This is a genomic window from Mycobacterium cajalii (assembly GCF_045809005.2).
In the GTDB taxonomy this organism is placed as follows: Bacteria; Actinomycetota; Actinomycetes; order Mycobacteriales; family Mycobacteriaceae; genus Mycobacterium.
Window position 1 is genome coordinate 1,644,940 of the sequence record NZ_CM141436.1, and the last position, 23,660, is coordinate 1,668,599.

General features: G+C 69.6%; 27 protein-coding genes and 1 pseudogene. 19 read left to right on the forward strand and 9 right to left on the reverse strand.

The annotated features are described in order from the left end of the window. The first annotated feature begins 122 nt into the window (after positions 1-122). From ACJ512_RS07860 to ACJ512_RS07905, 10 genes are read left to right on the forward strand one after another with little or no spacing between them, the layout of a single operon-like run. Positions 123-1,130: an MlaE family ABC transporter permease gene (locus ACJ512_RS07860; protein ID WP_407686746.1), complete on the forward strand. Its 1,008-nt coding sequence runs from the start codon at positions 123-125 to the stop codon at positions 1,128-1,130. An 8-nt stretch (positions 1,131-1,138) separates the two neighbouring features. Beyond that, positions 1,139-2,011, forward strand: coding sequence for an MlaE family ABC transporter permease (locus ACJ512_RS07865; RefSeq protein WP_407686759.1), 873 nt, complete (start codon positions 1,139-1,141; stop codon positions 2,009-2,011). Positions 2,012-2,014: 3 nt separating this feature from the next. Beyond that, the gene (locus tag ACJ512_RS07870) at positions 2,015-3,094 is read left to right on the forward strand and encodes an MlaD family protein (RefSeq protein ID WP_407686745.1); all 1,080 of its coding nucleotides are present in this window, start codon (positions 2,015-2,017) and stop codon (positions 3,092-3,094) included. Next, the gene (locus ACJ512_RS07875) at positions 3,091-4,101 is read left to right on the forward strand and encodes an MlaD family protein (RefSeq protein WP_407686744.1); all 1,011 of its coding nucleotides are present in this window, start codon (positions 3,091-3,093) and stop codon (positions 4,099-4,101) included. The genes ACJ512_RS07870 and ACJ512_RS07875 overlap by 4 nt, the downstream gene beginning before the upstream one ends. 14 nt (positions 4,102-4,115) lie before the next feature. Beyond that, positions 4,116-5,117 (forward strand): MlaD family protein, encoded by a 1,002-nt coding sequence (locus ACJ512_RS07880; protein WP_407686743.1) that lies wholly within the window; start codon positions 4,116-4,118, stop codon positions 5,115-5,117. 1 nt (position 5,118) lies between these two features. After that, positions 5,119-6,279: an MlaD family protein gene (locus tag ACJ512_RS07885; protein ID WP_407686742.1), complete on the forward strand. Its 1,161-nt coding sequence runs from the start codon at positions 5,119-5,121 to the stop codon at positions 6,277-6,279. Then, positions 6,276-7,322 carry an MlaD family protein gene (locus tag ACJ512_RS07890; RefSeq protein ID WP_407686741.1) on the forward strand — a complete coding sequence of 349 codons (1,047 nt, stop codon included), beginning with the start codon at positions 6,276-6,278 and terminating at the stop codon, positions 7,320-7,322. Before ACJ512_RS07885 ends, ACJ512_RS07890 begins: the two co-directional genes overlap by 4 nt. After that, positions 7,319-8,284, forward strand: coding sequence for an MlaD family protein (locus ACJ512_RS07895; RefSeq protein ID WP_407686740.1), 966 nt, complete (start codon positions 7,319-7,321; stop codon positions 8,282-8,284). The genes ACJ512_RS07890 and ACJ512_RS07895 overlap by 4 nt, the downstream gene beginning before the upstream one ends. A 21-nt stretch (positions 8,285-8,305) precedes the next feature. Next, positions 8,306-9,010, forward strand: coding sequence for a hypothetical protein (locus ACJ512_RS07900; RefSeq protein ID WP_407686739.1), 705 nt, complete (start codon positions 8,306-8,308; stop codon positions 9,008-9,010). Between the two features lie 10 nt (positions 9,011-9,020). Beyond that, on the forward strand, positions 9,021-9,797 hold the full coding sequence (locus ACJ512_RS07905) for a hypothetical protein (protein ID WP_407686738.1): 777 nt from the start codon (positions 9,021-9,023) through the stop codon (positions 9,795-9,797). Between the two features lie 10 nt (positions 9,798-9,807). Here ACJ512_RS07905 and ACJ512_RS07910 read toward each other — a convergent pair whose 3' ends face one another. Beyond that, positions 9,808-10,245 carry a hypothetical protein gene (locus tag ACJ512_RS07910; protein WP_407686737.1) on the reverse strand — a complete coding sequence of 146 codons (438 nt, stop codon included), beginning with the start codon at positions 10,243-10,245 and terminating at the stop codon, positions 9,808-9,810. A 19-nt stretch (positions 10,246-10,264) separates the two neighbouring features. Next, positions 10,265-10,948: a M15 family metallopeptidase gene (locus ACJ512_RS07915; protein ID WP_407686736.1), complete on the reverse strand. Its 684-nt coding sequence runs from the start codon at positions 10,946-10,948 to the stop codon at positions 10,265-10,267. A 60-nt stretch (positions 10,949-11,008) separates the two neighbouring features. On the opposite strand from ACJ512_RS07915, the gene ACJ512_RS07920 reads away from it, so the two are divergent. After that, complete coding sequence (locus tag ACJ512_RS07920; RefSeq protein ID WP_407686735.1) at positions 11,009-12,514, forward strand: serine hydrolase domain-containing protein; 1,506 nt, start codon at positions 11,009-11,011, stop codon at positions 12,512-12,514. 122 nt (positions 12,515-12,636) lie between these two features. Beyond that, entirely contained in the window at positions 12,637-12,867 is a 231-nt protein-coding gene (locus ACJ512_RS07925; RefSeq protein WP_407686734.1) for a hypothetical protein, read from the forward strand. A 20-nt stretch (positions 12,868-12,887) separates the two neighbouring features. Here the strand turns inward: ACJ512_RS07925 and ACJ512_RS07930 are convergent, their stop codons facing one another. Further along, the gene (locus ACJ512_RS07930) at positions 12,888-13,739 is read right to left on the reverse strand and encodes a phytanoyl-CoA dioxygenase family protein (RefSeq protein WP_407686733.1); all 852 of its coding nucleotides are present in this window, start codon (positions 13,737-13,739) and stop codon (positions 12,888-12,890) included. A 118-nt stretch (positions 13,740-13,857) separates the two neighbouring features. On the opposite strand from ACJ512_RS07930, the gene ACJ512_RS07935 reads away from it, so the two are divergent. Further along, positions 13,858-14,250, forward strand: a complete 393-nt coding sequence (locus tag ACJ512_RS07935) for a nuclear transport factor 2 family protein (protein WP_407686732.1) — start codon at positions 13,858-13,860, stop codon at positions 14,248-14,250. 7 nt (positions 14,251-14,257) lie between these two features. Here ACJ512_RS07935 and ACJ512_RS07940 read toward each other — a convergent pair whose 3' ends face one another. The 3 genes from ACJ512_RS07940 to ACJ512_RS07950 all read right to left on the reverse strand — a co-directional run bounded on the left by ACJ512_RS07940 (position 14,258) and on the right by ACJ512_RS07950 (position 16,271). Further along, positions 14,258-14,779, reverse strand: a complete 522-nt coding sequence (locus ACJ512_RS07940) for a DUF732 domain-containing protein (protein WP_407686731.1) — start codon at positions 14,777-14,779, stop codon at positions 14,258-14,260. A 212-nt stretch (positions 14,780-14,991) separates the two neighbouring features. Beyond that, a complete protein-coding gene (locus ACJ512_RS07945; protein WP_407686730.1) occupies positions 14,992-15,591 on the reverse strand; it encodes a DUF732 domain-containing protein in 600 nt (199 codons plus the stop codon). Between the two features lie 20 nt (positions 15,592-15,611). Further along, a complete protein-coding gene (locus ACJ512_RS07950) occupies positions 15,612-16,271 on the reverse strand; it encodes a TetR/AcrR family transcriptional regulator (RefSeq protein WP_461480023.1) in 660 nt (219 codons plus the stop codon). 240 nt (positions 16,272-16,511) lie between these two features. On the opposite strand from ACJ512_RS07950, the gene ACJ512_RS07955 reads away from it, so the two are divergent. Beyond that, positions 16,512-16,901, forward strand: a complete 390-nt coding sequence (locus tag ACJ512_RS07955; protein WP_407686728.1) for a DUF4267 domain-containing protein — start codon at positions 16,512-16,514, stop codon at positions 16,899-16,901. A 34-nt stretch (positions 16,902-16,935) separates the two neighbouring features. On the opposite strand, the gene ACJ512_RS07960 is transcribed toward ACJ512_RS07955, so the two are convergent. Continuing rightward, positions 16,936-18,372 (reverse strand): protein adenylyltransferase SelO, encoded by a 1,437-nt coding sequence (locus tag ACJ512_RS07960; protein ID WP_461480103.1) that lies wholly within the window; start codon positions 18,370-18,372, stop codon positions 16,936-16,938. Positions 18,373-18,499: 127 nt separating this feature from the next. Between ACJ512_RS07960 and ACJ512_RS07965 the strand changes: the two genes are divergently transcribed. The 3 genes and pseudogenes from ACJ512_RS07965 to ACJ512_RS07975 all read left to right on the forward strand — a co-directional run. Beyond that, entirely contained in the window at positions 18,500-19,417 is a 918-nt protein-coding gene (locus ACJ512_RS07965) for an HpcH/HpaI aldolase/citrate lyase family protein (protein ID WP_407686758.1), read from the forward strand. Between the two features lie 20 nt (positions 19,418-19,437). Then, positions 19,438-20,133: a mycothiol-dependent nitroreductase Rv2466c family protein gene (locus ACJ512_RS07970; protein WP_407686726.1), complete on the forward strand. Its 696-nt coding sequence runs from the start codon at positions 19,438-19,440 to the stop codon at positions 20,131-20,133. Between the two features lie 175 nt (positions 20,134-20,308). After that, positions 20,309-20,803: pseudogene (locus ACJ512_RS07975) on the forward strand (LLM class flavin-dependent oxidoreductase); the annotation flags it as partial. A 2-nt stretch (positions 20,804-20,805) separates the two neighbouring features. On the opposite strand, the gene crcB (ACJ512_RS07980) reads toward ACJ512_RS07975, so the two are convergent. Beyond that, a complete protein-coding gene (crcB, locus tag ACJ512_RS07980; RefSeq protein WP_407686725.1) occupies positions 20,806-21,186 on the reverse strand; it encodes a fluoride efflux transporter CrcB in 381 nt (126 codons plus the stop codon). Further along, positions 21,183-21,581 carry a fluoride efflux transporter CrcB gene (gene crcB, locus ACJ512_RS07985; protein WP_407686724.1) on the reverse strand — a complete coding sequence of 133 codons (399 nt, stop codon included), beginning with the start codon at positions 21,579-21,581 and terminating at the stop codon, positions 21,183-21,185. Before crcB (ACJ512_RS07985) ends, crcB (ACJ512_RS07980) begins: the two co-directional genes overlap by 4 nt. Positions 21,582-21,690: 109 nt before the next feature. On the opposite strand from crcB (ACJ512_RS07985), the gene pgm reads away from it, so the two are divergent. Together pgm and ACJ512_RS07995 are read left to right on the forward strand one after the other, a co-directional pair. Beyond that, the gene (gene pgm, locus ACJ512_RS07990; RefSeq protein ID WP_407686723.1) at positions 21,691-23,322 is read left to right on the forward strand and encodes a phosphoglucomutase (alpha-D-glucose-1,6-bisphosphate-dependent); all 1,632 of its coding nucleotides are present in this window, start codon (positions 21,691-21,693) and stop codon (positions 23,320-23,322) included. A 73-nt stretch (positions 23,323-23,395) separates the two neighbouring features. Continuing rightward, entirely contained in the window at positions 23,396-23,641 is a 246-nt protein-coding gene (locus ACJ512_RS07995) for a hypothetical protein (protein WP_407686722.1), read from the forward strand. The last annotated feature ends 19 nt before the right edge of the window (positions 23,642-23,660 follow it).

Here is a 23,660-nt window from a genome sequence, read left to right on the forward strand (position 1 = left end):
CGGACACACGCTCAGCCCGCTGGTAAAACGCAACTGGGTACCGCTGTTGGACACACGACTAGCAGGCTCGCACATCTGCCGGGGTGGGACGCCGTGACAGCGATTTAAGGAGGTACCTGCCGTTGACCGCAGGGGTCCATGACGCGACGGCGGCTCGACCCGCGAGTCAATCAGTAGGCAACGGCCTACCCGACGTCGATGTCGACGACGCGGGCGTCACCACGAACGGCGAAAACTCCGCTGCTGCGGCGAGGACGTCCGACGCGCGAGAAGAGCGCCGGGCCGACGCGTACGGGTCGATCGGCCAGCAGGTCCTCGCCAGATTGGGCAAACCGCTGCGGTCCGGGGGCAACCAGCTCGATTCCTCGTTACAGACGCTGGGCCGCTTCTTCGACCTGGCCGCGCAGTCGTTCTTCTACCTGATCGTGGACGCGATCCGGCTGCGCCACCCGTGGCGGGACACCATCAACCAGGCCTGGTTCATGATCAGCATCACGGCGATCCCCGCGTTACTGGTGTCCGTCCCGTTCGGCGTCATCGTGGCGGTGCAGGTGGGCAACTTCATCCAGCAGGTCGGCGCTTCGTCGATCTCGGGTGCGGCCGGCGGCCTCGGGGTGATCCGGCAGGGCGCGCCCATCGTGGCCGCGCTGTTGCTGGGCGGTGCGGCCGGTTCGGCGGTGGCCACCGATCTCGGCGCCCGCACCATTCGCGAGGAGGTCGACGCGCTGCGGGTCATGGGCGTCGACCCGGTGCGCCGGTTGGTCGCCCCCCGGTTGGCGGCGATCGTGCTCGTGGCGCCGGTGCTGTGTTCGTTCATCGTCTTCATGGGGCTGGCGGCGGGCTACGCGATCAATGTCGGCTTCCAGTCCGGCACCCCGGGCAGCTATATCGCGTCGTTCGCTTCCTTCGCCAGCGTCGCCGACGTCGGCGTCGCGGTGCTCAAGACGTGGTTGTTCGGCGTGGTCGTGATCCTGGTGGCCTGCCAGCGGGGCCTGGAGGCCAAGGGCGGTGCGCGCGGTGTGGCCGACGCGGTCAACGCCTCGGTCGTCATCGGCGTGGTCGCGGTGTTCGGCCTCAACCTGGTCATCACCCAGGGGCTTTCGATGTCCATGCCGCTGAGACTGGGTTGATGGCTCAGATGAGTCAGCCGTCACGATACCTACCGCTCGGCCTGCCCACGGCCGCGCGCGCCACGTGGTGGGTCGCCGGCCGGGGCGACTCGCTCGTCCAGCGCCTGGGCCACCAGCTCACCTTCCTCACCGAGGTGCTCGGCGCGATTCCGCACACGCTGAAGCGCTACCGGCACCAGACCGGGGTGCTGTTGGTCGACATGATCTGGGGCAACGGGTCGCTCATCGTCGGGGGCGGCACCATCGGCGTGCTGGTGTTCATGGGCGCGGCGGTCGGTGGTTCGGTCGGGATCGAGGGCTACGGGGCCCTCGACATGGTCGGGATGGGCCCGCTGACCGGGTTCGTCTCCGCCTACGCGAACACCCGGGAGATGGCGCCGATGATCGCCGGGATCGGCTTCGCTGCCCAGGCCGGGTGCCGCATGACCGCCGAGATCGGCGCGATGCGGATCTCCGAGGAGATCGACGCGCTGGAAGCGCTTGGCATCCAGTCGATTCCGTTCGTGGTCACGACGCGGGTGATCGCCGGGATGATCACGATCGTTCCGCTCTACGTGGTGACGCTGGCATTGAGCTACATGTCGTGCGTGCTGGTGGTCAACGTGCTGCACGGACAGTCGTCGGGCACCTACTACCACTACTTCGACTCGTTCATCCAGCCGTCCGACGTGGTGTTCTCGCTGCTCAAGGCGGCCACCTTCGTGACGCTGGTCATCGCGATCCACGGCTACCAGGGCTACTACGCCGCCGGGGGCCCCGAGGGGGTCGGGCGGGCTTCGGGCCGGGCCATCCGCGCCAGCATCGTCACGGTGGTCGCCGCCGACATGGTGCTGACGCTGTTGTTCTGGGGCAACAGCCCCGGCGTCCGGATATCGGGGTAGGGCATGCCCATCTTTCCAGATCAGGGGGTGCTGGCGCCCAGTTCACGCTCGCTGCGGATCCGGGGACTGATCGCCGCGGCGGTACTGGGCATCGCGGGCATCGCGCTGTATCAGATGGGGACCGGCGGCTATGCCGACGCGTTCAAGCTGACCGTGGTCGCCGACGCGATCGGGGAGGGGCTGACGCCGGGCGCGGAGGTGAAGTTCCGCGGCCTGACGATCGGATCGGTCAAGACGCTGGAATCGTTCGGGTACAACAGGCAGAAGATGACGGTGGAACTCGAGCCGGGGCAGGCGCGCGTCCTGGCCGCCGACACCACGGCCAGGTTCATATCCTCGAACACCTTCGGCCTCGCGGCGGTCGAACTGCTCAGCAGCGGCACCGGCCCCCGGTTGCGGCCGAACCAGACGCTGTTGATCGGGGCCGACGTGCGCTCGGCCTCCATCACCGGGCTGCTGCGCCAGGGCCAAAAGCTCGGCCAGATCATCGATTCCCCCGACGTCGATCACATCATCGAAGTCGTCCGTCGCCACGCCGACCTGACCGAGCCGGTGGCCCGGGCCTTCTTCGACCTGGCCAAGATGCTCGTCGACGCCCAGAAAGTGCCTTTCTCGCAGTCGCTTTCGGTGTTCGCCTCGGTGGTCAACGGGGCCAGCGACGCCATCCCGCTGATCAAGCTGGCCTACGACCTGCTCAACGGGATGGAGTTTCTGGCGCACCCCGACGGGGTCGCGCGCATGAACGCGATCCTGGACCAGACGGCGCAGCTGCTCTTCAAAGCCGACAACGTCTTCGCCAAGAACGTGTCCTGGATCGCCCCCATGGTCGCCTCGCTGACCGACGTGCTGAAGCCGTACTCCTACATGCAGGCCAGCTTCGCGCCGGTGTATGACCGGCTCTCGGGTCTGCTGGACCGCACCAGTGCGGCGTTCCCGGTCATCGACGGCAAGGTGCGCATGCAGATCGAGGTCGCCCTGGACACTATGCCGGGGCTGCCGGCGGCCCTCGGGCCGAGCGCGCCGCCCGGGCCGGCCCCGCCGCCGGGTCCGCCCGCGCCGGCACCGCAGGGGGCTGGCCGATGAGAAGCGTCACCAAATCGGTGGTGTGGCTGACCGTTTTCACCGCGGTCGCCGTGGTGTGCGCGCTGATCGTGCTGACCGCCCTGCGCAGTCCGGTCACCGGCGCGGTCTCCCGCTACACCGCGGCGTTCTCCGATGTGTCGGGGCTCTACGTCGGCGACGACGTGCGCATCTCCGGGGTGCAGGTCGGCAAGGTGGAGACCGTCCGGCTCGACGGGCGGATCGCCAAGGTGGACTTCACCGCGCAAGACGATCACCCGGTGTTCGCCAACACCGTCGCCGCGGTGCGCTACCAGACCCTGCTCGGTCAGCGCTATGTCGAGCTCGTCCAGCCGGCGAAGCCGGCGCGACGGTTGGCGGCGGGAGGCGTCCTTCCCCTGGGACAGACGATTCCGTCGTTCGATGTGGCAAGACTGTTCAACGGGTTTCGGCCGATTTTCCAAACCCTTGACCCCGCACAGTTCAACCTGCTCGGCGAGAACCTGCTGCGGCTGATCCAGGGCGACGAATCCGGCGTCGGCCCGTTCCTGCACGACCTCGACGTCATCTCCAAACTCGCCGTGGACCGCCAGGCGGTGATCGTCGCCGTGATTCGCAATCTCAGTTCGATCTCGCGGGACCTGGGTGGCAAGTCGCAGCAACTGTTTCATCTGATCGCCACCCTCAACGACGTGCTGACGAAGTTCGGTTCCAAGGCCGAGGAGTTCCGCGATGCGCTCGAGACCGGGCTGCCCGTCCTGCGGACCAGTGCCCATCAACTGCAGTACATCGAGCGGATCTTCGACGGGACGACGACTCCGCTCTACGACCTGACCAGCCGGATGTGGCCGCAGACGCCGACGATCATCGCGGGGCTGTCGCTGGTGCCGTCGCTGATCCAGGGGATACGGGACTCACTGGTCGACGACAAGCCCGCCACACCGACGTTTTCCTGCTCGCACGGCGAGATGACGCTGCCGGGGATCGGGCAGGTGTCGTTCGCACAACAGAACTTGGTGGTGTGCCGGTGAGGTGGGGCAGCGGCATGGGGCGTCGGCGCGTTGCTCTCGACGAGCGTGCCGCCGCGACCCGCAGCCGCCGCCACGGCATCATCGGCGTGGTCGTCATCGCCGCGGTGCTGGCCGCCACCGCGATGGCCTATCTGAATCCGACCGATCAGTCGGCCTACACCGCGGACCTGCCCAACTCCGCCGGTGTGCGCGTCGGCGACCAGGTCCGCGTCGCCGGCATCCCGGTCGGCAAGGTCACCAGCATCGGGCTCGCGGGCGCCGTCGTCGAGATGAAGTTCGACGTCAAGCGTTCGGTGCTGGTCGGCTCGCAATCCACCCTGGACGTCAAGCTGCTGACCCCACTGGGCGGCCACTACGTGGCGCTCGACCCCAAGGGCGGTATACCGCTGGGCCACAACGTCATCCCGCCGCAGCGCGTCACCTTGCCGTTCGAGGTCAACGACATCCTGCAGGCGGCGACCCCGATGATCAAGGAAGTCAACGGCCAGGTCATCCACGACACCTTCAGCGAGGTGGCCAACGCGGCCGACAGGTATCCCAACGCGTTGCGCGACCTGCTGCAGTCGGCCAACGCGTTGACCACGTCGTTGAGCAAGACGACCGCCGACTTCCACCGCAGCCTGGATTTCACCAACAACGGGCTGCATGCCATGGTCGCCGGGCGCAAGCAACTCGTCACGCTGTTCGAGCAGATCGACATCATCGGCAAGACGTACACGGCGAAGGCGGTCGACATCGTCGAGTTCTTCACCCTGTTCAAGGAATTGTCGAGGATCTTGGACCGCGTCACGGTGTTCTACGGTCGGGAGGTCGCGCCGATCGTCAACGGGCTCAACGACATCATCGACACGCTGCAGGCCCATCCAGACCGGCTCGGCCTGGCGGCCGAGGGCCTGGGGCAGACCCTGGGCGTCGTGATGCCGATGCTCAGCGGGAACGGGGTCGTCTTCGACGAACACAACCGGCTGGTCCCCGGTCAGGACCTGTGCCTGCCCAACATCATGAGGAACTGTTGAGATGTCCTGGGTTTCGGCTGTCGGCTCGCGGTTGCGCTCCCCGCTGGGGATCGCGGCAGCGGTGGTTCTCGTCGCCGCGATCACGGCGGCGGCGTTCTTCGGCGCCCAGGCCGTCCTGCCCGCCAAAACCCGTGCGATGTGCGCCGAATTGACCGACGCGGTGGGCCTGTACCCGGGCAACAAGGTCGCGCTGCTGGGCGTCGACGTCGGCTCGACGACCGCGATCGTCAACAAACCCGACCACGTCGAGGTCGACTTCACCGTGCCCGCCGACCTCGACCTGCCGGCCGACGTCGGCGCGGTCACCTACTCGCAATCGATCGTCACCGACCGGCATCTCGAACTGACCAAGCCCTACACGTCGGGGCCGAAATTCACCGGGCCGGGCTGTATCGGGCTGGCGTCCACCAGAACCCCGATCAGTGTCAGCGAAACCTTCGCGGCCATCGGCAAGCTCGCCGACGACATCCTGGGCCCCCAGCCCGGCCAGGAACCGTCCCGCGCCCCGGGCGTGCAGGCCATCAACGACAGCCTGCGCGCGGCCGGCCGCTCGCTGGACGGCACCGGCCCCGGCCTCAACCAGACGCTGCGCAATCTGGTCACCATGCTCGCCGATCCCTACCAGGCCGACGCCGAGTACCGGCAGCTGTTCGAGAACAGCGAGGTCTTCACGTCGGGCTTTCTCAAGCACTGGGACACCTTCGCCTCGGTGGTCGCAACGCTGCCCGCCACCACCGAACTGATCGAGGGCCTGTCGGACAATTTCTCCGCGGCCCTGAGCCACATTTCGCACCTGCTGCCGATCCTGGTGGAGGCCATGAACCGGTGGGCGCCGCGGCTCTATCAGAGAATCACCGACAAGCTGATCCCGTGGGTGCGCGACGTGCTGAACCGCTACACCCCGGCCATCCTGGGCACCATCAAGTCGTGGCCGCAGTTCAGCCATTGGCTGTCCGACATCTACGAGCCGGCGTGGGGCACCCACAACGTCACCTACATCCCACCGCAGGTGGCGATTTCGCCGACGCAGGCCGGCGCCATCTGCGACGTGCTGCGCAAGCGCCACACCCCCGGGGCCGCCGCGGCGTGCGCGTCGGACGCCCCGTCGGATCCGGTCACCCTCGGGCTGACCGATCTCATCCTGGGGGCCGCGCTGTCATGACCCGTCGATCGGCGCGTGTCGCCTGCCTGCTGCTGGCCGTGCTGGCCATCGTGCCCACGGCGGCCTGTTCGCTGGACCCGACCCGGCTGCCGGTCCCGGGCGCCTACACCCCCCACCACGCCTACCGGATCACGATCGAGTTCTCCAGCGTGCTCAACCTGCCCGCGCGGGCCAAGGTGGACTCCGGCGGTATCCAGATCGGCGTGCTCGACCACGTCGCACTCGACGGCAGCAGGGCGGTCGCCTACGTCGACATGTCCGGCGACACCACGCTTCCCGACAACACCCGCGCCGAACTGCGCCAGGCCACCCCACTGGGCGACATCTACATCGCGCTGCTGCCCGCCGCCAAACCGTCGGCGGGGGTGCTGCACGACGGCGGCACCATCCCGTTGCGCAACACCGAACCGGCCGCCAACGTCGAGGACGTCTTGCGGTCGGTGTCGAACCTGGTGGCGGGCGGGGCGATCGGCACGCTGCGCGACACCGTGGTCAACTTCAACAAAGCCTTCCCGAAGGATCCCGCCGCGCTGACCCGCATCCAGCACACCATCGCCGGAGTGCTGAACGACCTTGCGGCCAACCAGGACACGATCAACGGGATCCTGGCCAGCATGGAGAACATCAGCACGAACCTGTCGGGTAACACCGAGGTGTTCAACCGGCTGGTCGCCGAGGGCCCGGCGAAGCTCGAAGGCCTGTCGGCGATCACGCTCGCCATCGTCCGGCTCGTCGCGGACTCCAAAGGGATCGACGAATTGGGCGGGCAGGTCATCAACCCGGTCGCCGGCGACTGGATGGAGATGCTCTCCTACCTCACGCCGTGGGTGGGCACCGTGAACACCGTCGACACCACCATTCCGGTGCTCGCCGACAAGCTGATGGCCTTGATCCGCACCAAGCTCATCCCGTTCTTCCGGCACGGGGGCCCGAAATACACCATCTCCGAACTTCATCCACCGACCGGGCACGAGGGTGTGGATCCCGCCGACAAGGCCGACCAGGCGGTCTCGGCGATGCGGACGATGGGGCTGCTGCCATGAAGTTCAACGCCCGCATCACGCTGGTCATCCTGACGGTGATGACGCTGCTGGGCGCGGTGTACATGGCGGTCGGCGTGCTCGACATGGACCCGACCAAGCAGGACACCCGACTTACCCTGCTGCTCAACACGTCCGGGGGCCTGCTGCCCACGTCCGAGGTGACCATGCGGGGCATCAAGATCGGCCGGGTGACCGGCATTCGCACCACCGCGACGGGGCTGGCCGTCTCGATCGACCTCGATCGCGCCCACCCGGTCCCCGCCAACAGCGCGATCAGCGTGGAAAACCTCTCCGCGGCCGGCGAACAGTACATCGACTTCAAACCGAAGCTGATTGCGCCGCCGTACCTTTCCGACGGGGCGGTGATCCCCGCGGACCGGGTCGCGCCGACGGTCACCGGAAGCGACCTGCTGACCAAGGCCAATGCCCTGATCTCGGCCCTCGACCCCGACAGCGTGCACACCGTCACCGGTAGCATCTCGGCGGCGTTCGCCGGAAACGACGACACCCTCGATTCCCTGGCCACCACCGCCGGCCTGGCCGCCAAGGTGGTCCGCGACGACAAGCAACTGATGGCCACGCTGTTCGGCAACATCTCCACGCTGACCACCAATTTGGGTGAGGTCCACGCGGCCGAGGTGATCAGCACGACCGGCCAGCTGCTGCCGAACTCGGTGCCGGCGTTCTTGCGGCTGATCCATGAAATCGAAACCCTGTCGCACAGCGGGCTGGGCGTGATGGGCCCCGACGACGCGGGCGGGGTCCTGATCTCCAAGATCAGCGAATACGTCGACATGCTGGCCGGTCCGTTGAGCACCTTCGCCCCCGTCCTGCTCCCCGCGGTCGCCCCGCTGCGCGACATCAAGGTGGACGCCGGGCACTGGCTGGACTTCTGGGAATCGACCTTCAACGACACCGGCGGCGTGCGGGTGCAACTCAACGTGCCCGAATGGCACCAGTGATCAAGCACAGAAAGAGCTGACATGGCCAACTCAACGACCAGCGACGACGAGACAACGACGGAGACCGAGCCCGAGGCCGCCGTGAACGCCCCGGACACCGAGGACAGCCAGGAGGCCGAGCGGACCGAGAACGCCGGGCGGCGGCTTTGGCCGCGGCGGCCGTGGCGATGGGCCGCAGCCGTTGCCGCGGCGGCGGTACTCGCCGGCGGCGTCTTCGGGTTCATGAAATATCGCGAGGTGAGCGGCGAGCTCGCGCAGCTGCGCCGGCAACAGGCGGACCGCGAGGCCGCGGCGCAGCTGGCCAAGGATTACGCGCTGAAGTCGCTGACCTACAGCTTCGAAGACCCCGACGCCTTCTTCCGCTCGGTCGAAGACGGTGTGTCGCAGCAACTCAAGGACAAATACGTCAACGCCACCGACGTGCTGAAGAGCATCATGTTGCAGGCGCAGGTCACCTCCACCGGTGAGGTGCTGGCCACCGACCCGGTCGCCCAGCCCGGCGGGGTCTACCAGGTGGTGGTCTCGGCGCACCAGACCACCCGCAACCTGCAGAACCCGACACCCAAGGTGTCGATCATCCTGCTGCAGGTGACCGTCAGCCGGGCGGGCAACGGCTGGCAGGTATCCGACATCGGTCCCAAGACCGGCTCCCACCCGCCCGTCGAGGAGCAGCTGCCGCCGCCCGAGGCTCCTTCCGCGCCCCCCAAGCCGGCACCGAAGCGCTAGGTGCGCCGGGATGAAGCGGCTGTCGGCGCCGGCCGTCACGCTGGTGGCCATCGCGGTGACCGGGTGCCTGACGTGCCCCACCGCGGCCGCCGACACCACGCTGCCGCCGTGCCCGCAGCGGACCGCGGTGATCAGCCCGAAAGCCATGTCTCCGCATTCTGACTGCCAAATGCATTCCGGTGCTCTGGGTTTCGCGGTCACCTACTTCAGCGTGCCCGAGTTGCCGCAGCCCAGGTCGGTGAAGGTGACCGTGACCGGCCCGGCGGGTGAAACCGTGCAGACCATCGACGAGCTGTTGGAGCCCTCGAGCCCGGGCGGCGTCGGATTGCAGGACATCGACGAGGACGGCCGCGAAGAGCTGATCATCCCGATCGCCCAGCACTTGTTCAACGGCAGCGCGAACACCCGGTTCTCGGTGTGGCGCGCGCCGGGTGACCGCCTCCACTTCGAACGGACCCAGATGGTCGGGCAGGCCGTCTACCCCAGCGGAGACGGCTACCTGGTCACCAACGGCGGCGGCCTGGACAGCCGGGACCTCACCTTCTACCTGCCGACCGGGGCCGGTTACACGCTGGTCGTGGTCCTGACCATCGAGGCCGAGCAGGTGGACCCCGACACGCACCGGGTGCTGACCGTCGTGTGCCGCGCCCACCAGGAGGACGGCCTGCATGCCGTCGACATGACCGCCCACCAGGCCGAGGACGCCTTCTGCGCATCTCCGGCCGCCATGGCCATCTGGCCGGGCGCCGAGCGCCTGTCCGTCCGGAAGTGGCGCCCGGGGACGTAGCGATTCGGCCCTATGGCGCGCAGTAGTCGCGGGCCGCGGCCAGATCCTGCCGCGCCTCGGCCAGATCGCCGGCGAGCCGTTCCGGGCTGGCCGGTCGGTAGGGGTCGCTCCCGTCGATCTGAGACGCCAGCATGTCCGACCGAAGCCGCAGGTCCACCGCCGCCGCACTGCGCAGGCCGTGCAGCGGAGCCAGCGCGTTGCGGATCTGGCTCGCCACGTACGACGGTGTCCCGGACGGGGATACGAGGTTGAACTCCTGCTCGAGCCGGTCGGCCGCCGGCAGGATGACGCTGCACTCCCCGTCACCGGCGGCGCCCGCCGGCGGGGCCGTCGGGCACATGGTGGCCGCGGTGACCGCGAGCAGCGGCGCGATCAGAGTTCTCCGCAGCCGGCTGATCCGCGCGACACGGCCGGGCTCCTCGATCAAACCGTCGAATGAGCGCGACATGGCATGCCATCCTTCCAGGTCATCCCGGCGGCGTCTGCTCGAAGTGCTGGTAGTCCACGGGAACCGTCCAGTCCCCGCCCCACCGCCAGCCGCTATCCGTGAAGACCCGTACCGCCGGGTCGCCGCGGTGCAGGAGTCCCGGGTCGGTGCGGCCGCGGTTCAGGTAGGCCGCCGAGTTGTGCGGTTGGAATGTGCCGTGGGCGTACAGGCACGGGTTCACCAGCGGATTGACGTCGATGGCCCGGCCGTAGGCGTGCGGGGACCAGCGGCTGCTCCCCGGGATGCCCCGGCAGTTGAACGCCGACGTGTTGTCGTCGGCCATGGACAACTCGTCGTCGGCGGCCGGATAGTGCTCGGCCGTGCGGATTTTCTCGATCGGAAAGCCCAGCCGGTACAGCCGCTCGAAAATGGTGATCACCTGCGGCACCAGGTCTTCGTGCACGATCAGCTCGCCGCGGTGGGTCCGGCCGTCGAAACCGATGTGGTCGACGACGACCCGGCGCAGCCGCTGCGGGGCGACCGGGCAACCCGGCCGCCAGCTCGCCCCGAGTTCGGCGGCGGTGACCGGCGCAACGGTCGGCCCGGCGGGTGCCGACGGCGGCGGCGCCGTGGGCGGCGGCGGGCTGGCCGCAGGAGGCGGCGGCGACCCGGCGCACTGCACCAGCACGAAACCGGCCGCCGTCACCGCCGCCAGTACGGCCACCCACCTCCTGGAGGGCGTCAACGGGGACGAATCCTCATCAGACCGATCTACCCTTGCGCTATGTCGCTGCGCAAGGCCGCCGCCGTCGCAACCGTCTTGCTGGCACTCGTCGCGGTTTCCTCGCGACGCCTCACCACGCATCCGGCCCCGGGTGACGGCGCGCGGGTGACGCCCGTGCCGGCCGCGGCGCCCGCCCCCGATCCGCCGGTGCCCTTCAGGCCGCTGGACGCGGCCGCCGCAGCCCGCTTCGCGGCCGTGTCCACGCTGTTGAACGAGGCGGTGGCGGCGGGTCAGCTGCCGGGGGCCGTGGTGGCGATCGGGCATGGCGGCACGGTCGTGTTCCACGGGGCGTACGGCGAGCGCAAGCTTGCCGGGGAGCCGGGGCTGGACGGGTCGCCGGCACCTGCGGAGCCGATGACCGAGGACACCGTCTTCGACATGTCGTCGTTGACGAAGTGCCTCGCGACCGCGACCGCCGTCATGCAGCTCTACGAACAGGGCAGGGTTCGGCTCGACGATCCCCTGCAGGCGTATCTGCCCGGCTTCAACGCGGCGAACGACCCGCAGCGCGCGAAGGTGACGGTTCGTACGTTGCTCACGCACACCTCCGGCGAGCCGGGCGACGTCGATCTCGCCGATCCCTGGGGGCTGGATCGCCCCGACAAGACCGAAGGCATTCGTCGCGCGCTCACCACGCCGCTGCAGTCGGTTCCCGGCGCGGGTTTTCGCTACTCCGACATCAACTTCGTCCTGCTGGGCGCGCTGATCGAGAAGGTGACGGGCGACGCGGAGGATGCCTACGTCCAGCAGCACGTGTTCGCGCCGCTCGGCATGAAGGACAGCCGCTACCTCCCGACGGCCAAGGCGTGTGGCCCGCACACGCTCAGCGGCGCTGCGGTGACCTGGGTCGCGCCGGCGGGCCGGGCGACGGCCGCGTGCCCCGCCGGGGCGTGGCGCACCAGTCTGCTGCCGCGCATCGCACCCACGGCTCGCGACGAGGAGAGCGCCGCCGATCCCGGCAGGAATCCCGACTACGGTCGCTTGCTGCGGGGCGCCGTGGACGATCCGACCGCACGCCGCATGGGCGGCGTGGCCGGGCATGCCGGGGTGTTCTCGACGGCGCACGACGTCAGCGTCTATGCCCAGGCCCTGCTCGATCGGCTCGCGGGCCGCCCGAGCACTTTTCCGCTGAAGCGGGCGACGCTGGAGCTGATGACGAGCCCCGAACAGCCCGGGCACACCCCCGGACAGCTCGAAGCGGCCAACGACGCGCTGCGCTCCGCCGCCGTGCGCTATCCGGCGGTCCGGGGACAGAACCTGCGCGGCCTCGGCTGGGACATCGACACCGGCTATTCCGGCCCGCGCGGGCTGGTGTTCCCCGTCGGCAGCTTCGGCCACACGGGGTTCACCGGGACCTCGCTGTGGATGGACCCGGGCTCGGACACCTACGTGCTGCTGCTCTCGAACGCGATCCATGTGCGGGGCAGTCCGCCGACCACCAGCCTCGACGGGAAAGTGGCCACGGCGGCGGCGCGGGCCCTGCATCTGTACGGGGGAGCGCGGTAGTCCCGCAAAAAACCACGGGCCCGCGGCGCGCCGAACTTGTTTGGCCCGCTTCAGAGCGGGAAACTGCTATTGCACAGCTGCCAGCTAGGTACTCGGGACATCGAGCAGAAAGAGGGTCGGCCGTGACGGTCAAGAATTCCACCGGCTTCGCCGGCGCTGTTCAGGAGGCCGTGGTGGCCGTGCTCGACGCCATCGTCGCCGTCGGCGACGAACGTCGCGAGCACCTGCAGGACGCCAAGCTGGCTGTCGAGAAGGCCTTGCATCACTCCCACAGCGGCGAGGAATGGCACCTGGCCGACCACCTGCGCCGGGGGATCAAGGACGTCGAGTTGCGCGCACCGGACGTCGCCTGAGAGCGGCGTCGTCCGGGCGCCTACGAGTCGAGCAGCCGCAGCGGGTGCAGGCCGTCGACAGCGCCGACGAACGGCGGGTGGATGCTGTAGCCGAGCATCCGGCGGATGTCGTCGGAGACCGCCCGAGCGGTTTCGCGCGGCACCGACAGGGTGAAGGCTTCCATCGGCCGCAGCCACGGCTGGCAGTACTGGGCGGTGACGGCAAGGCGATCGCGGGTGGTGGTGTTGGCGCCCCCGCCGTGCCACAGGGTGCCCACGAAGAAGACGCACGAGCCGGCGGGCATGACCACGGGCAGCGCCCGGTCGTCGGGACCCGGCCGGCGCTTGCCCCAGCGGTGGCTGCCGGGAAAGAGCACCGTGGCGCCGTTGTCTGCGGTGAAGTCGTCGATCGCCCAGATGGTGGCCGCAGCCAAGGGCGCCCGCGGACGCGGAATCGGGTAGAACCCGTCGTCGTGGTGGGCCAGCTGAGCGGCCTCCCCGGGCTGGATGTTGATGGCCTGCAGCGCCGAGAGCAGGTAGTTGGGCATCAGTAACCGGTCGAGCACCGCCAGCACCCGCGGGTTGTCGACGAGCCGGTCGCACACGCGCGTCCTGCTCAGCAGGCTGTAGATGCGTTGGGTGCGCCGGCCCTCGAAGGAGTTGCGTCCCGTGTGCCCGAGCCCCGGGCGCACCGCGTCACGGATCTGCGCGCATTCCCCGGCGCTGAGCAAGTTCTCCCACACGAGGTAGCCGTCGCGGTCGAGGGCCGCCAGGTCGGCGTCGACGGTCGCGTCGTCGACCGAGGTGCCGCCGCTCGGCGTCCACTTGTACCGCTGGGCCAGATCGCCCCTGAGGTCCTCCAGCGTGGTGACGGATTCGTCGTCGATGTTCATTGGCACCGTCCCTGTCGTGGTGGCGCATTGCCCGCACTGGGGCCCGCACTGGGGCCCACACTGGGGCCCACACTAGGCCGGGTCAGCCCCGATCCACACCGAACGCTAGCTTTGCGGTGTGACACCACCGGTGATCGAACGCTGGATCGAGATTGTCGACACCGGCCGGACCGACGGGCTGCGCGACCTGCTGGCCGAGGACGCCGTCTTCCGTTCCCCCGCGGTGTTCACGCCGCAGGCGGGTCGGGACAAGGCGGTGGCCTACCTGGTTGCCGCGGCGAAGCTGTTCTCCGGCAACGGCTTTCGCTACGTCGAGAAGTGGTATTCCGAGCGCTCCGCGGTGCTCGAGTTCGTCGCCGAGGTCGACGGCATCCACGTCAACGGCATCGACATGATCCACTGGAACGACGACGGCAAGATCACCTCGGTCAAGGTAATGCTGCGCCCGCTCAAGGCGCTGCAGACCGTCATCCCCGAGATGGGCAGGCTGCTGCAACACCCGGGGGCCTGAGGGGCTGCTACTTCTGCGCTTCCGGGCAGTAGGTGCGGATCGCGGCCTGCGTCAGGTTCTCGGTGTCGGCGCGGGTGAACTTCGGCGACCACGGATTTCCGTCGGCGACGTCTTTGTTCTCCGCCGCCATGATGTTGTCGACGATCGTCTCCAGCGGCTGCGGTGTCGGGGGCAGCAGCGAGAAGCACGTGTGATGACCGAACTCCATGAACCGCTGCTGAATGGCCTCGGTCCCGTTGTCGACGATGCCGTAGGAGGCCAGCGCCGTGAGGAATTCCCCGTCCGGCCCGTCGCTCAGCGACGGCGTCTTGTGCGAGGGCGTGACCGTCACCGTCTGCGGCCCGGACGAGGTCGCCGTCTTGTCGCGCAGGAAATAGGCGCCTATCGCACTCAGGCCCAGCACGGCGGCGATGGCGATGGACGCCGCGAAGACGAGGGATCCGGCGGATTCGGTCCAGGACGGCCGGCGGCGCCGCGGCCGCGGCGGAGGCGCCGACTCGGTCGGGACCTGGTTGTCCTCGATGGTCATGCGCTCACTCCTCTGCCTCCCCGGATGGTCGCCACGGCTGTATTCACCGCGGGGACCGCGCCCCCACCCTGTCAGGTTTGTCGAGGTCACGCCAAGTCGAGCGCCGTCGCGCGGCGGGCGACGCCACGCGCCGCATGGGATTCATGGCTGACTCGGATCCGTTGACGATGCGCCCGATCGTAACGCCGACGCGTGCCGCCGGGTAGCCCCCGTCAGCCGCCGTTGACCAGGTTGTCGTGTTGCGGGCAGTAGGCGTGGACGGAGATCGTCACGTACGTGTCGGCGTCGGCGCCGAGCGCCGGATTGCTCGCACGGAACTCGTTGACGACCTGCGGGACCGTCATGCCCTGGCTGATGTTCTGGCACACCATTTTACCGTTGTAGATGGCGGCCTGGGGATTGGCGAACGAGATGCCGCGGTCGTTGAGGTCCCGGACGTACTTCTGGTCCTGCTGCGGTGTGGAGGCGATGGACGAGGGGGCGGCCGAGGACGCAGTCGAGGTCGCCGACTTCGCCGACGGTGCCGGCGGTGCGCCGCTTTTCGCCGGCGCCGGCGAATCGGACGGGCCCATCAACCAGAAGGCGAGCACGATCGCCCCAGCCACCGCGAGACCGCCGACGAGCAACACACCGGCTTTGCGCCACGTCGCTTGCCAGGATTGACGATCCGCGGGCGGCTCGCTCGCAGCATCCCCGTCGTCCTCGCGCGACCAGGCCGGCTCCACCGCATCCGGACCCGCCGAAGCGGGCGCGGCGACGGTTTCACCACCGTCGGGTGTCGGTTCGTCGGCGGCCGGTACCGGCTCGGGCATGACGGCCATGCTAAGCCATGTCAGTCCAGGGGCGGATCGTCGGCGATCTGTTCTATCGTCTCCGGCGCCACGCCGAGGCCGCGCAGGCAGAACCGGATCGCGCGTTCGCGCACCTCCGCGCGTTTGGCGTGACCCGTTGTCCACTGCTGCTGGGTGCCCGCCCAGACCACGCCGTGGATCGACTTGGCGGCGACGGCCGGAATGATGCCGCGAAAAACGCCGAGCTCCACACCCCGCTCGAGTTGCTCGACGAGCGGCTCCAGGATGGCGATGTAGGCGGGGGAGACCAGCTCCGGGGAGTTGAGCACCCTGGCGGGGGCATCCAGGGGCAGCTGGCGCAGCTCCGGCTTGACGCTGTCGTTGAACGCCAGATCGATCCGCCCGTCGATCCAGGCAGCCACCGCCTCGATCGGCGTCCCCGCCGTCGCCATCTTCGCCTTCAACCGCCGCACTTCGGCGTGCGTCATCTCCATGAAGACGGCTTCGACGAGCTCGTCCTTGGATTCGAAGTGCCGGTAGAACGCGCGTGTGCTCAGCCGGGCGTGCTCGAGCACCGCGGCGACGCTGAGGCCCCGGACCCCCTGCTGCCGAACGGATTCCGACGCTGCCGCGACGATGGCGCGGCGCACGTCGGGATCGGGAGCGAGCTTGTTGCGTCGCGTTCGTACCTCATGCCCCACGTGTACCTGCCGTCGTGTGAGCGGATCCCCCTGGTCCGTCATAGGTAATCAAAATAATGCGCAAATCGCTTGCGGGCATCCACTTTCGCCGGAATGTCGCGATGTCGGCAACACGGGCGGCCGCCGGGACATCCCCGGTCGTCCCGGCGGCCGGTTTGCCATGCGGGCATTGCTACCCTCCCAACAGTGCTCTTGGTGAACCCTGGTTTGCCGGGGGCGGCGGACATAGGCTTGGGGGCCATGACGATCGACCGCGCCGCGCTCGTCGCCGGCAGCATCCGGTTTGCCTCGGGCGTGTCGTTTCTCGTCGACCCCCTGCGCGCGAACCGGCTCTGGGGCGACGCGCAGCAACCGGCGCCGACGGCGCGGCTGCTGCTGCGCTCGATGGGCTACCGAGACGCGCTGATCGGCGGCCTGCTCGCCGCGGCGGCGTTGCGCGGCAAGGACACCCGCGGTTGGTTCCTCGCATCGGGCGGCGCCGACGCTGCCGACCTGCTCGGCGGAATCAGCGTGCTTCCCGAATTGAGGCCCGCACAACGGGTTATCGGACTCGGCGGCGCGGTGATCGGTGTCGGCGTCGGGCTCTGGGGCGCGGCGCGCCGGCGTGCGGGCGAGCGGCCGCCGGGCTGATCGGCGAGATTCGTTGGCGCAGGGCCGCTTCGGCTCAGGTGCCGCAGAACGTTCGGTAGGCGCCGAAGTCCTCGGGGGCCGGGGCGGCGTACCGCTGCAGGCCCGGCCGTTCGTCGTAAGGGGCCGTCACGGCCTCGAGGAGTCGTTCGAGTGGTTCGAGATCGCCGTCGGTCGCCGCACTCAGGGTCTCCTCGACCAGATGGTTGCGGGGGATGTAGACGGGGTTGGTGCGGTCCATCGACTCCGGGTCTGGTTCAAGGGCCCGCCAGCGCGACAGCCAATCGTCGAAGCCGGCGGCGTCGTCGAACAGTTCACGGGCGGGCCCGGCATCGCCGCGGGCGGCCCGGCCGAGGTGGCGGAAGAAGGAGGTGTAGTCGACGCGGCCCGCCTTCAGCAGGGCGAGCAGCTCGTCGATCAGTTGCGCCGCGCCGGCGTCCGCGGACAGGCCGAGTTTCGCCCGCATGCCGGGCGCCCACACGGCGTCGTAGCGGGTGTGGAACACCCCGAACGACTCCTCGACGAGCGCGACCGCCTCCTCGGTGCTCTCCGAGATCAACGGCAGCAGCGTCTCGGCGAAGCGGGCCAGGTTCCACCCGGCGACGACGGGCTGGTTGCCGTAGGCGTAGCGACCCCAGAAGTCGATCGAGCTGAAGACGGTCTCGGGGTCGTAGGCCTCCATGAACGCGCACGGCCCGTAGTCGATCGTCTCCCCGGAGATCGTCATGTTGTCGGTGTTCATCACCCCGTGGACGAACCCGATCAGCATCCACCGGGCCGTCAGCGACGCCTGGGCGCCCACCACCGCCTCGAACAACGCGAGGTAGGGGCGCTGCGCCGCGGCGGCGGCGGGATGGTGGCGCGCGATCGCGTGGTCGGCGAGGCGCCGCAAAAGGTCCGTGTCGCCGGAGGCGGCGGCGTACTGGAAGCTCCCGACGCGCAGGTGGCTGCCCGCCACCCGGGTGAGCAGGGCGCCGGGCAGTTCGGTGTCGCGCCGCACCGGGCGCCCCGTGCCCACCACGGCCAGCGACCGTGTCGTCGGCACGCCCAGCGCGTGCATCGCCTCGCTGACCACGTACTCGCGCAGCATCGGCCCCACCGCCGCCAGGCCGTCACCGCCGCGCGCGAACGGCGTGGGGCCCGAGCCCTTCAGGGCGATGTCGCGCAGGCGCCCGTGCTCGTCGGCGAGCTCGCCCAGCAGCAGCGCGCGCCCGTCGCCCAACCGGGGAACGAAGCCGCCGAACTGATGCCCGGCGTAGGCCTGGGCCACCGGGGTGGCCCCGTCGGGTACCAGGTCGCCCGCCAGGAAGCGGACCCCGTCGGGGCTGCGCAGCCAGGTGGGGTCGAGACCGAGCTGCGCGGCGAGGCGTTCGTTGAGCACGAGCAACCGCGCGTCGGGAGGCGTCTCGGCGTGCCAGCGGACGGCCATCTCGGGCAGGTCCCGCAGGAAGCGGTCTTGCAGAGCAACGGTCATGTGCGGGGTGACGCTCACCTCATCGAGCCTACGGAAAACCCGGCAGCTCGCGCCGCACCGTTGTCAAGGCCGCTACGGTTAATGGCGACACCCTCACCACGGAACGAGCATGACGACGGATCAATCAATGTACGAGCAGGTCAACAGCCACGCGGTGGACCCCGCCGACATCGGGTCGCGCATCGACCCGGTCCTGGCCCGCAGCTGGCTGCTGGTCAACGGCGCGCACGCCGATCGCTTCCAGTCCGCGGCGCACTCCCGCGCCGACATCGTCGTCCTCGACATCGAGGACGCGGTCGCGCCCAAGGACAAGGCCGCCGCGCGCGACCACGTCGTGCGCTGGCTCGGCGCGGGCAACACCGACTGGGTCCGCGTCAACGGCTTCGGCAGCCCCTGGTGGGCGGACGATCTCGCCGCGCTGGCCGGCACCCCCGTCGGGGGGGTGATGCTGGCGATGGTCGAATCGGTCGACCACGTCACCGAGACCGCCAAGCGGCTGCCCGACGTGCCGATCGTGGCGCTGGTCGAAACGGCCCGCGGCCTGGAGCGCATCACCGAGATCGGCTCCGCCAAGGGCACTTTCCGGCTGGCCTTCGGCATCGGCGACTTCCGCCGCGACACCGGCTTCGGCGAGGACCCGTCCACGCTGGCCTACACCCGGTCCCGGTTCACCATCGCGGCCAAGGCTGCCGGCCTGCCCAGCGCGATCGACGGGCCGACCATCGGCTCCAACCCGCTCAAGCTCATCGAGGCCACGGCCGTCTCCGTCGAGTTCGGGATGACCGGCAAGATCTGCCTGTCCCCGGAGCAATGCGCGGTGGTCAACGAGGGGCTGTCCCCCTCGCAGGACGAAATAGCCTGGGCGAAAGAGTTTTTCGCCGAGTTCGAACGCGACGGCGGCGAGATCCGCAACGGCTCGGACCTGCCGCGCATCGCGCGGGCGAGCAAGATCCTCGAGCTGGCCCGCGCCTACGGCATCGAAGCGTCCGAGTTCGAGGACGAACCGGTGCACTCGCCCGCGCCGTCGGACACCTACCACTACTGATCACCATCGGGCAGGTCGTGATGAGCAACGCCGTGGACTTCCACTTCGACCCGATGTGTCCCTTCGCCTACCAGACCGCGCTGTGGATCCGCGACGTCCGGGAACAGACCGGGATCACGGTCAACTGGCGGTTTTTCAGCCTCGAGGAGATCAACCGCGCCGACGGCAAGAAACATCCGTGGGAGCGGGAATGGTCCTACGGCTGGTCGCTGATGCGCATCGGGGCGCTGCTGCGCCGAACCGACATGGCGCTGCTGGACCGGTGGTACGCCCGGATCGGTTACGAGTTGCACGCCGCGGGCGGCAAACCGCACGACCCGGCCGTGGCGCGACGCCTGCTCGAGGAACTGGACATCGACGGGGCCACTCTCGACGCGGCGCTGGCCGACCCCACCACCCACGACGACGTCCGCGCCGACCACCAACGGGTCCTCGACGCCGGCGGCTACGGGGTGCCGACGCTGTTTCTGTCCGGCCAGTGCCTGTTCGGGCCGGTCCTGGTCGACCCGCCGACCGGTCCGGACTCCCTGAAGCTGTGGACCGTCGTGACGGGCATGGCCGAACTGCCGCACGTCTACGAGCTTCAGCGCCCCAAGGCGCCGGCCGACGTGGAGCTCATCGGCCGCCGACTGCGTCCCTACCTGCAGGGCCGCGACTGGGTGAGCATCAACCGCGGTGAGGTCGTCGACGTCGACCGCCTCGCCGGGGGCCGCTGACCCGTTGAGACCGGCGCACAAGTCGGCATCCACGCGGCGGGCCGAGGTGCGACGATGGTGCGACGATCGTGCGATGCAACTCGGACTGCGTGCGCCGGGAATCGGCGCCGGCGCCGACCGGGCGGTGATCGACGCCGTCGCCGGGGCCGCCGACAGCTGCGGTTTCGCCACCTGAGAGGAGTTCGAGGCGCTCGGCGTGCCGTTCGAGCGGCGCGGGGCCCGCACCGCCGAATACGTCGCCGCGATGCGCACCCTGTGGCGCGAGGACGTCGCCTCGTTCGACGGGACCTTTGCCGGCTTTGACTCGATCCGGGTCAACCCCAAGCCGGCACGCGATCGTCGTATCCCCGTGGTGGTCGGCGGCAACAGCGATCCCGCGCTGCGGCGCGTCGCGGCGTGGGCGGACGGCTGGTACGGGTTCAACCTCGACGGCGCGGCGATGGCACGCGAGCGCGTCGCCGCGCTGGAGCGGCTGTGCGCCGCCGCGGGACGCGACCGCGCCGAGCTGCGGCTGTCGGTGGCGCTGCGGGATCCCACCGTCGCCGACGCCGGCGCACTGGCCGAGTCGGGTGTCGACGAACTGGTGCTGGTGGCGGCGCCGCCGGACCGCGCGGACGACGCCGCCGGCTGGGTTTCGGCGCTGGCCGACCAGTGGGTGAGCGCGCTTTAGACCTACAGCTGCTCGGCGATCCGCTGCCCGAGCTGCGCCGCGGCGAGCCCGAGCGCGACGCTGACGACGATGTTGGTGAGGGCGGGACGCAGCTGGCGCTCCTCGCCGAGCCGCTGGGATTCGAGCATCCAGGTGGAGAAGGTGGTGTAGGCGCCGACGAACGCGGTGTCGGCCAGCAGGGCCGCTTCCCTGCCCAGCGCCAGGCCGCTGATCACCCCCAGCAGCGCGGCCCCGCTGATGTTGACCGTCAGCGTGCCGAACGGAAACGGGCGGGCGACCCGCCGGCCCACCGTCCGGTCCACCAGGAAACGCAGCACCGCCCCGGTGCCGCCGGCGACCAGCACGCCGGCCCAGACCGCCATCGACGTCAGCGCGCCGGTCATCGGCGAAACCGCACCCGGCGGACGAAGGCGGTGGCCAGGTGCACCGCGAGGAAGCCCAGCACGATGGTGGTGACGGTGTAGGCCGCGGCCAGCGCCCAGTGGCCGCGCTGGAGCATGGTGAGCGTCTCGACCTGCATGGTGGAGAACGTGGTCAGCCCGCCGCACAGCCCGGTGCCCAGCAGCGGGCGCCGGTAGCTGGACGACGGGAGCCGCTCGAGCAGCCGGGTGGTGAAGTAACCGACCAGGAAGGCGCCGACGATGTTGACCCCGAACGTCGGCCACGGCCAGCTCGTCGGGTCATGGACGGTGAGCACGGTCACGGCGGCGCGGGCCAGCGCGCCCAGTGCTCCGCCGGCGAAAACCGCGGCCAACTCGCGGTGGTCGAGGCCTGCCACTGATCGGTCCCCTTCGGTGTCTTTGCGGTGCGCTTCGCAGCGTAACCGGACGCGCGGTGGGGAAGGCTCGGAGCGCGCGCGGGCCGAGGCGCGGGCAGAATGGGGAGCCATGGTGGCCAACCCGCGTGCCGGTCAGCCGGCCCAGCCCGAAGACCTCGTCGACCTGCCCCACCTCATCACCTGCTACTACTCGATCGAACCGGACCCGGATGACGTCGCCCAGCAGGTGGTGTTCGGCACGTCGGGCCACCGCGGCTCGGCGCTGAACGGGGCGTTCAACGAGGCCCACATCCTGGCGATCACCCAGGCCATCGTCGAGTACCGCGCCGCCCAGGGCACCACCGGGCCGCTGTTCATCGGCCGTGACACGCACGGCCTTTCGGAGCCGGCCTGGGTGTCGGCGCTGGAGGTGCTGGCCGCCAACGATGTGACGGCCATGATCGACTCCCGCGACCGCTACACGCCCACACCGGCGGTCAGCCACGCCATCCTCGCCTACAACCGCGGCCGCACCGAGGCGCCGGCCGACGGGATCGTCGTGACGCCCTCGCACAACCCGCCGCCCGACGGCGGGTTCAAGTACAACCCGCCCCACGGCGGCCCGGCCGATACCGAGGCGACCAACGCGATCGCCGAGCGCGCCAACGAGCTTCTGCGCGAAGGCTCCCCGGTCAAGCGGGTCCCGCTGGCCCGCGCGCTGCAGACCGTCCACCGCCACGACTACCTGGGCAACTACGTCGACGACCTGCCCAACGTGGTCGACATCGCCGCGATCCGCGCGGCCGGGATACGGATCGGGGCCGACCCGCTCGGCGGGGCCAGCGTGGACTACTGGGGCGAGATCGCGCAGCGGCACAACCTCGAGCTGACCGTGGTCAACCCGCTGGTCGACGCCACGTGGCGGTTCATGACGCTCGACCACGACGGCAAGATCCGGATGGACTGCAGCTCGCCGGACGCGATGGCCGGGCTCATCGCCAACCGGGACCGCTACCAGATCGCCACCGGCAACGACGCCGACGCCGACCGTCACGGCATCGTCACCCCCGACGCGGGGCTGCTCAACCCGAACCACTACCTTGCGGTGGCCATCGACTACCTCTACACCCACCGCCCGTCGTGGCCCGAGGGCATCGCCGTGGGCAAGACCGCGGTCAGTTCGTCGATCATCGACCGGGTGGTCGCGGGCATCGGCCGCAAGCTGCTCGAGGTGCCGGTCGGGTTCAAATGGTTCGTCGACGGACTGATCGGCGGCACCATCGGATTCGGCGGCGAGGAATCGGCGGGGGCCTCGTTCCTGCGCCGCGACGGCTCGGTGTGGACCACCGACAAGGACGGCATCATCCTGGCCCTGCTGGCCGCCGAGATCCTCGCCGTCACCGGTCGCAGCCCGTCGCAGCGCTACCAGGAACTGACCGTCGACTACGGCGCCCCGACGTATGCCCGCGTCGACGCGCCCGCCGACCGTGACCAGAAGGCCCGGCTGGCCAAGCTCTCGGCCGAGGAGGTCACCGCCACCGAGCTGGCCGGGGAGCCGATCACGGCGAAGCTGACCGCCGCGCCCGGCAACGGGGCGGCGCTGGGCGGGCTCAAGGTGACGACGGCCAACGCGTGGTTCGCCGCGCGGCCCTCGGGCACCGAGGACGTCTACAAGATCTACGCCGAGTCCTTCAAGGGCCCCGAGCATCTGGCCGAGGTGCAGGAGACCGCGCGCGAGGTGGTCAACAGCGTCATCGGTTGAGCACCGGGCCTTTTTGCCAACGCGTGTCCCGGGTGTGACCTCGCCGCGACGGTGACGAAGGACGCTGGTCGAGATGACCGTGCTCGCGGCGATGGCCGCTTTGGTGACGGCGGCGTGTGTCGGCTACTACTTCGGCCGGCGCGCGGCCGGGACGCCGGCGGCCCGCAGGAGGCGAGCCAGGCGGATGGCGCTGGGCAGGCTGGCGATCAGCCTGATCGCGTTGCTGGCCGCGCGCCGCGTGGCGCATGTGATGGGGGTGAGAGTGGTTGCGCCGCTTGAGCTGCTGCGGGGTAGCGTTGCGCGGATGCGCTCCTACTGAGCGAAACCGACGGCGAGGA

Coding starts and splice junctions, on each gene's coding strand:
- ACJ512_RS07865 (WP_407686759.1), top strand. CDS start 1,139: ATGAGTCAGCCGTCACGATACCTACCGCTCGGCCTGCCCACGGCCGCG.
- ACJ512_RS07870 (WP_407686745.1), top strand. CDS start 2,015: ATGCCCATCTTTCCAGATCAGGGGGTGCTGGCGCCCAGTTCACGCTCG.
- ACJ512_RS07875 (WP_407686744.1), top strand. CDS start 3,091: ATGAGAAGCGTCACCAAATCGGTGGTGTGGCTGACCGTTTTCACCGCG.
- ACJ512_RS07880 (WP_407686743.1), top strand. CDS start 4,116: ATGGGGCGTCGGCGCGTTGCTCTCGACGAGCGTGCCGCCGCGACCCGC.
- ACJ512_RS07885 (WP_407686742.1), top strand. CDS start 5,119: ATGTCCTGGGTTTCGGCTGTCGGCTCGCGGTTGCGCTCCCCGCTGGGG.
- ACJ512_RS07890 (WP_407686741.1), top strand. CDS start 6,276: ATGACCCGTCGATCGGCGCGTGTCGCCTGCCTGCTGCTGGCCGTGCTG.
- ACJ512_RS07895 (WP_407686740.1), top strand. CDS start 7,319: ATGAAGTTCAACGCCCGCATCACGCTGGTCATCCTGACGGTGATGACG.
- ACJ512_RS07900 (WP_407686739.1), top strand. CDS start 8,306: ATGGCCAACTCAACGACCAGCGACGACGAGACAACGACGGAGACCGAG.
- ACJ512_RS07905 (WP_407686738.1), top strand. CDS start 9,021: ATGAAGCGGCTGTCGGCGCCGGCCGTCACGCTGGTGGCCATCGCGGTG.
- ACJ512_RS07910 (WP_407686737.1), bottom strand. CDS start 10,245: ATGTCGCGCTCATTCGACGGTTTGATCGAGGAGCCCGGCCGTGTCGCG.
- ACJ512_RS07920 (WP_407686735.1), top strand. CDS start 11,009: ATGTCGCTGCGCAAGGCCGCCGCCGTCGCAACCGTCTTGCTGGCACTC.
- ACJ512_RS07930 (WP_407686733.1), bottom strand. CDS start 13,739: ATGAACATCGACGACGAATCCGTCACCACGCTGGAGGACCTCAGGGGC.
- ACJ512_RS07940 (WP_407686731.1), bottom strand. CDS start 14,779: ATGACCATCGAGGACAACCAGGTCCCGACCGAGTCGGCGCCTCCGCCG.
- ACJ512_RS07945 (WP_407686730.1), bottom strand. CDS start 15,591: ATGCCCGAGCCGGTACCGGCCGCCGACGAACCGACACCCGACGGTGGT.
- ACJ512_RS07955 (WP_407686728.1), top strand. CDS start 16,512: ATGACGATCGACCGCGCCGCGCTCGTCGCCGGCAGCATCCGGTTTGCC.
- ACJ512_RS07960 (WP_461480103.1), bottom strand. CDS start 18,372: ATGACCGTTGCTCTGCAAGACCGCTTCCTGCGGGACCTGCCCGAGATG.
- ACJ512_RS07965 (WP_407686758.1), top strand. CDS start 18,500: ATGTACGAGCAGGTCAACAGCCACGCGGTGGACCCCGCCGACATCGGG.
- ACJ512_RS07970 (WP_407686726.1), top strand. CDS start 19,438: ATGAGCAACGCCGTGGACTTCCACTTCGACCCGATGTGTCCCTTCGCC.
- crcB (WP_407686725.1), bottom strand. CDS start 21,186: ATGACCGGCGCGCTGACGTCGATGGCGGTCTGGGCCGGCGTGCTGGTC.
- pgm (WP_407686723.1), top strand. CDS start 21,691: ATGGTGGCCAACCCGCGTGCCGGTCAGCCGGCCCAGCCCGAAGACCTC.
- ACJ512_RS07995 (WP_407686722.1), top strand. CDS start 23,396: ATGACCGTGCTCGCGGCGATGGCCGCTTTGGTGACGGCGGCGTGTGTC.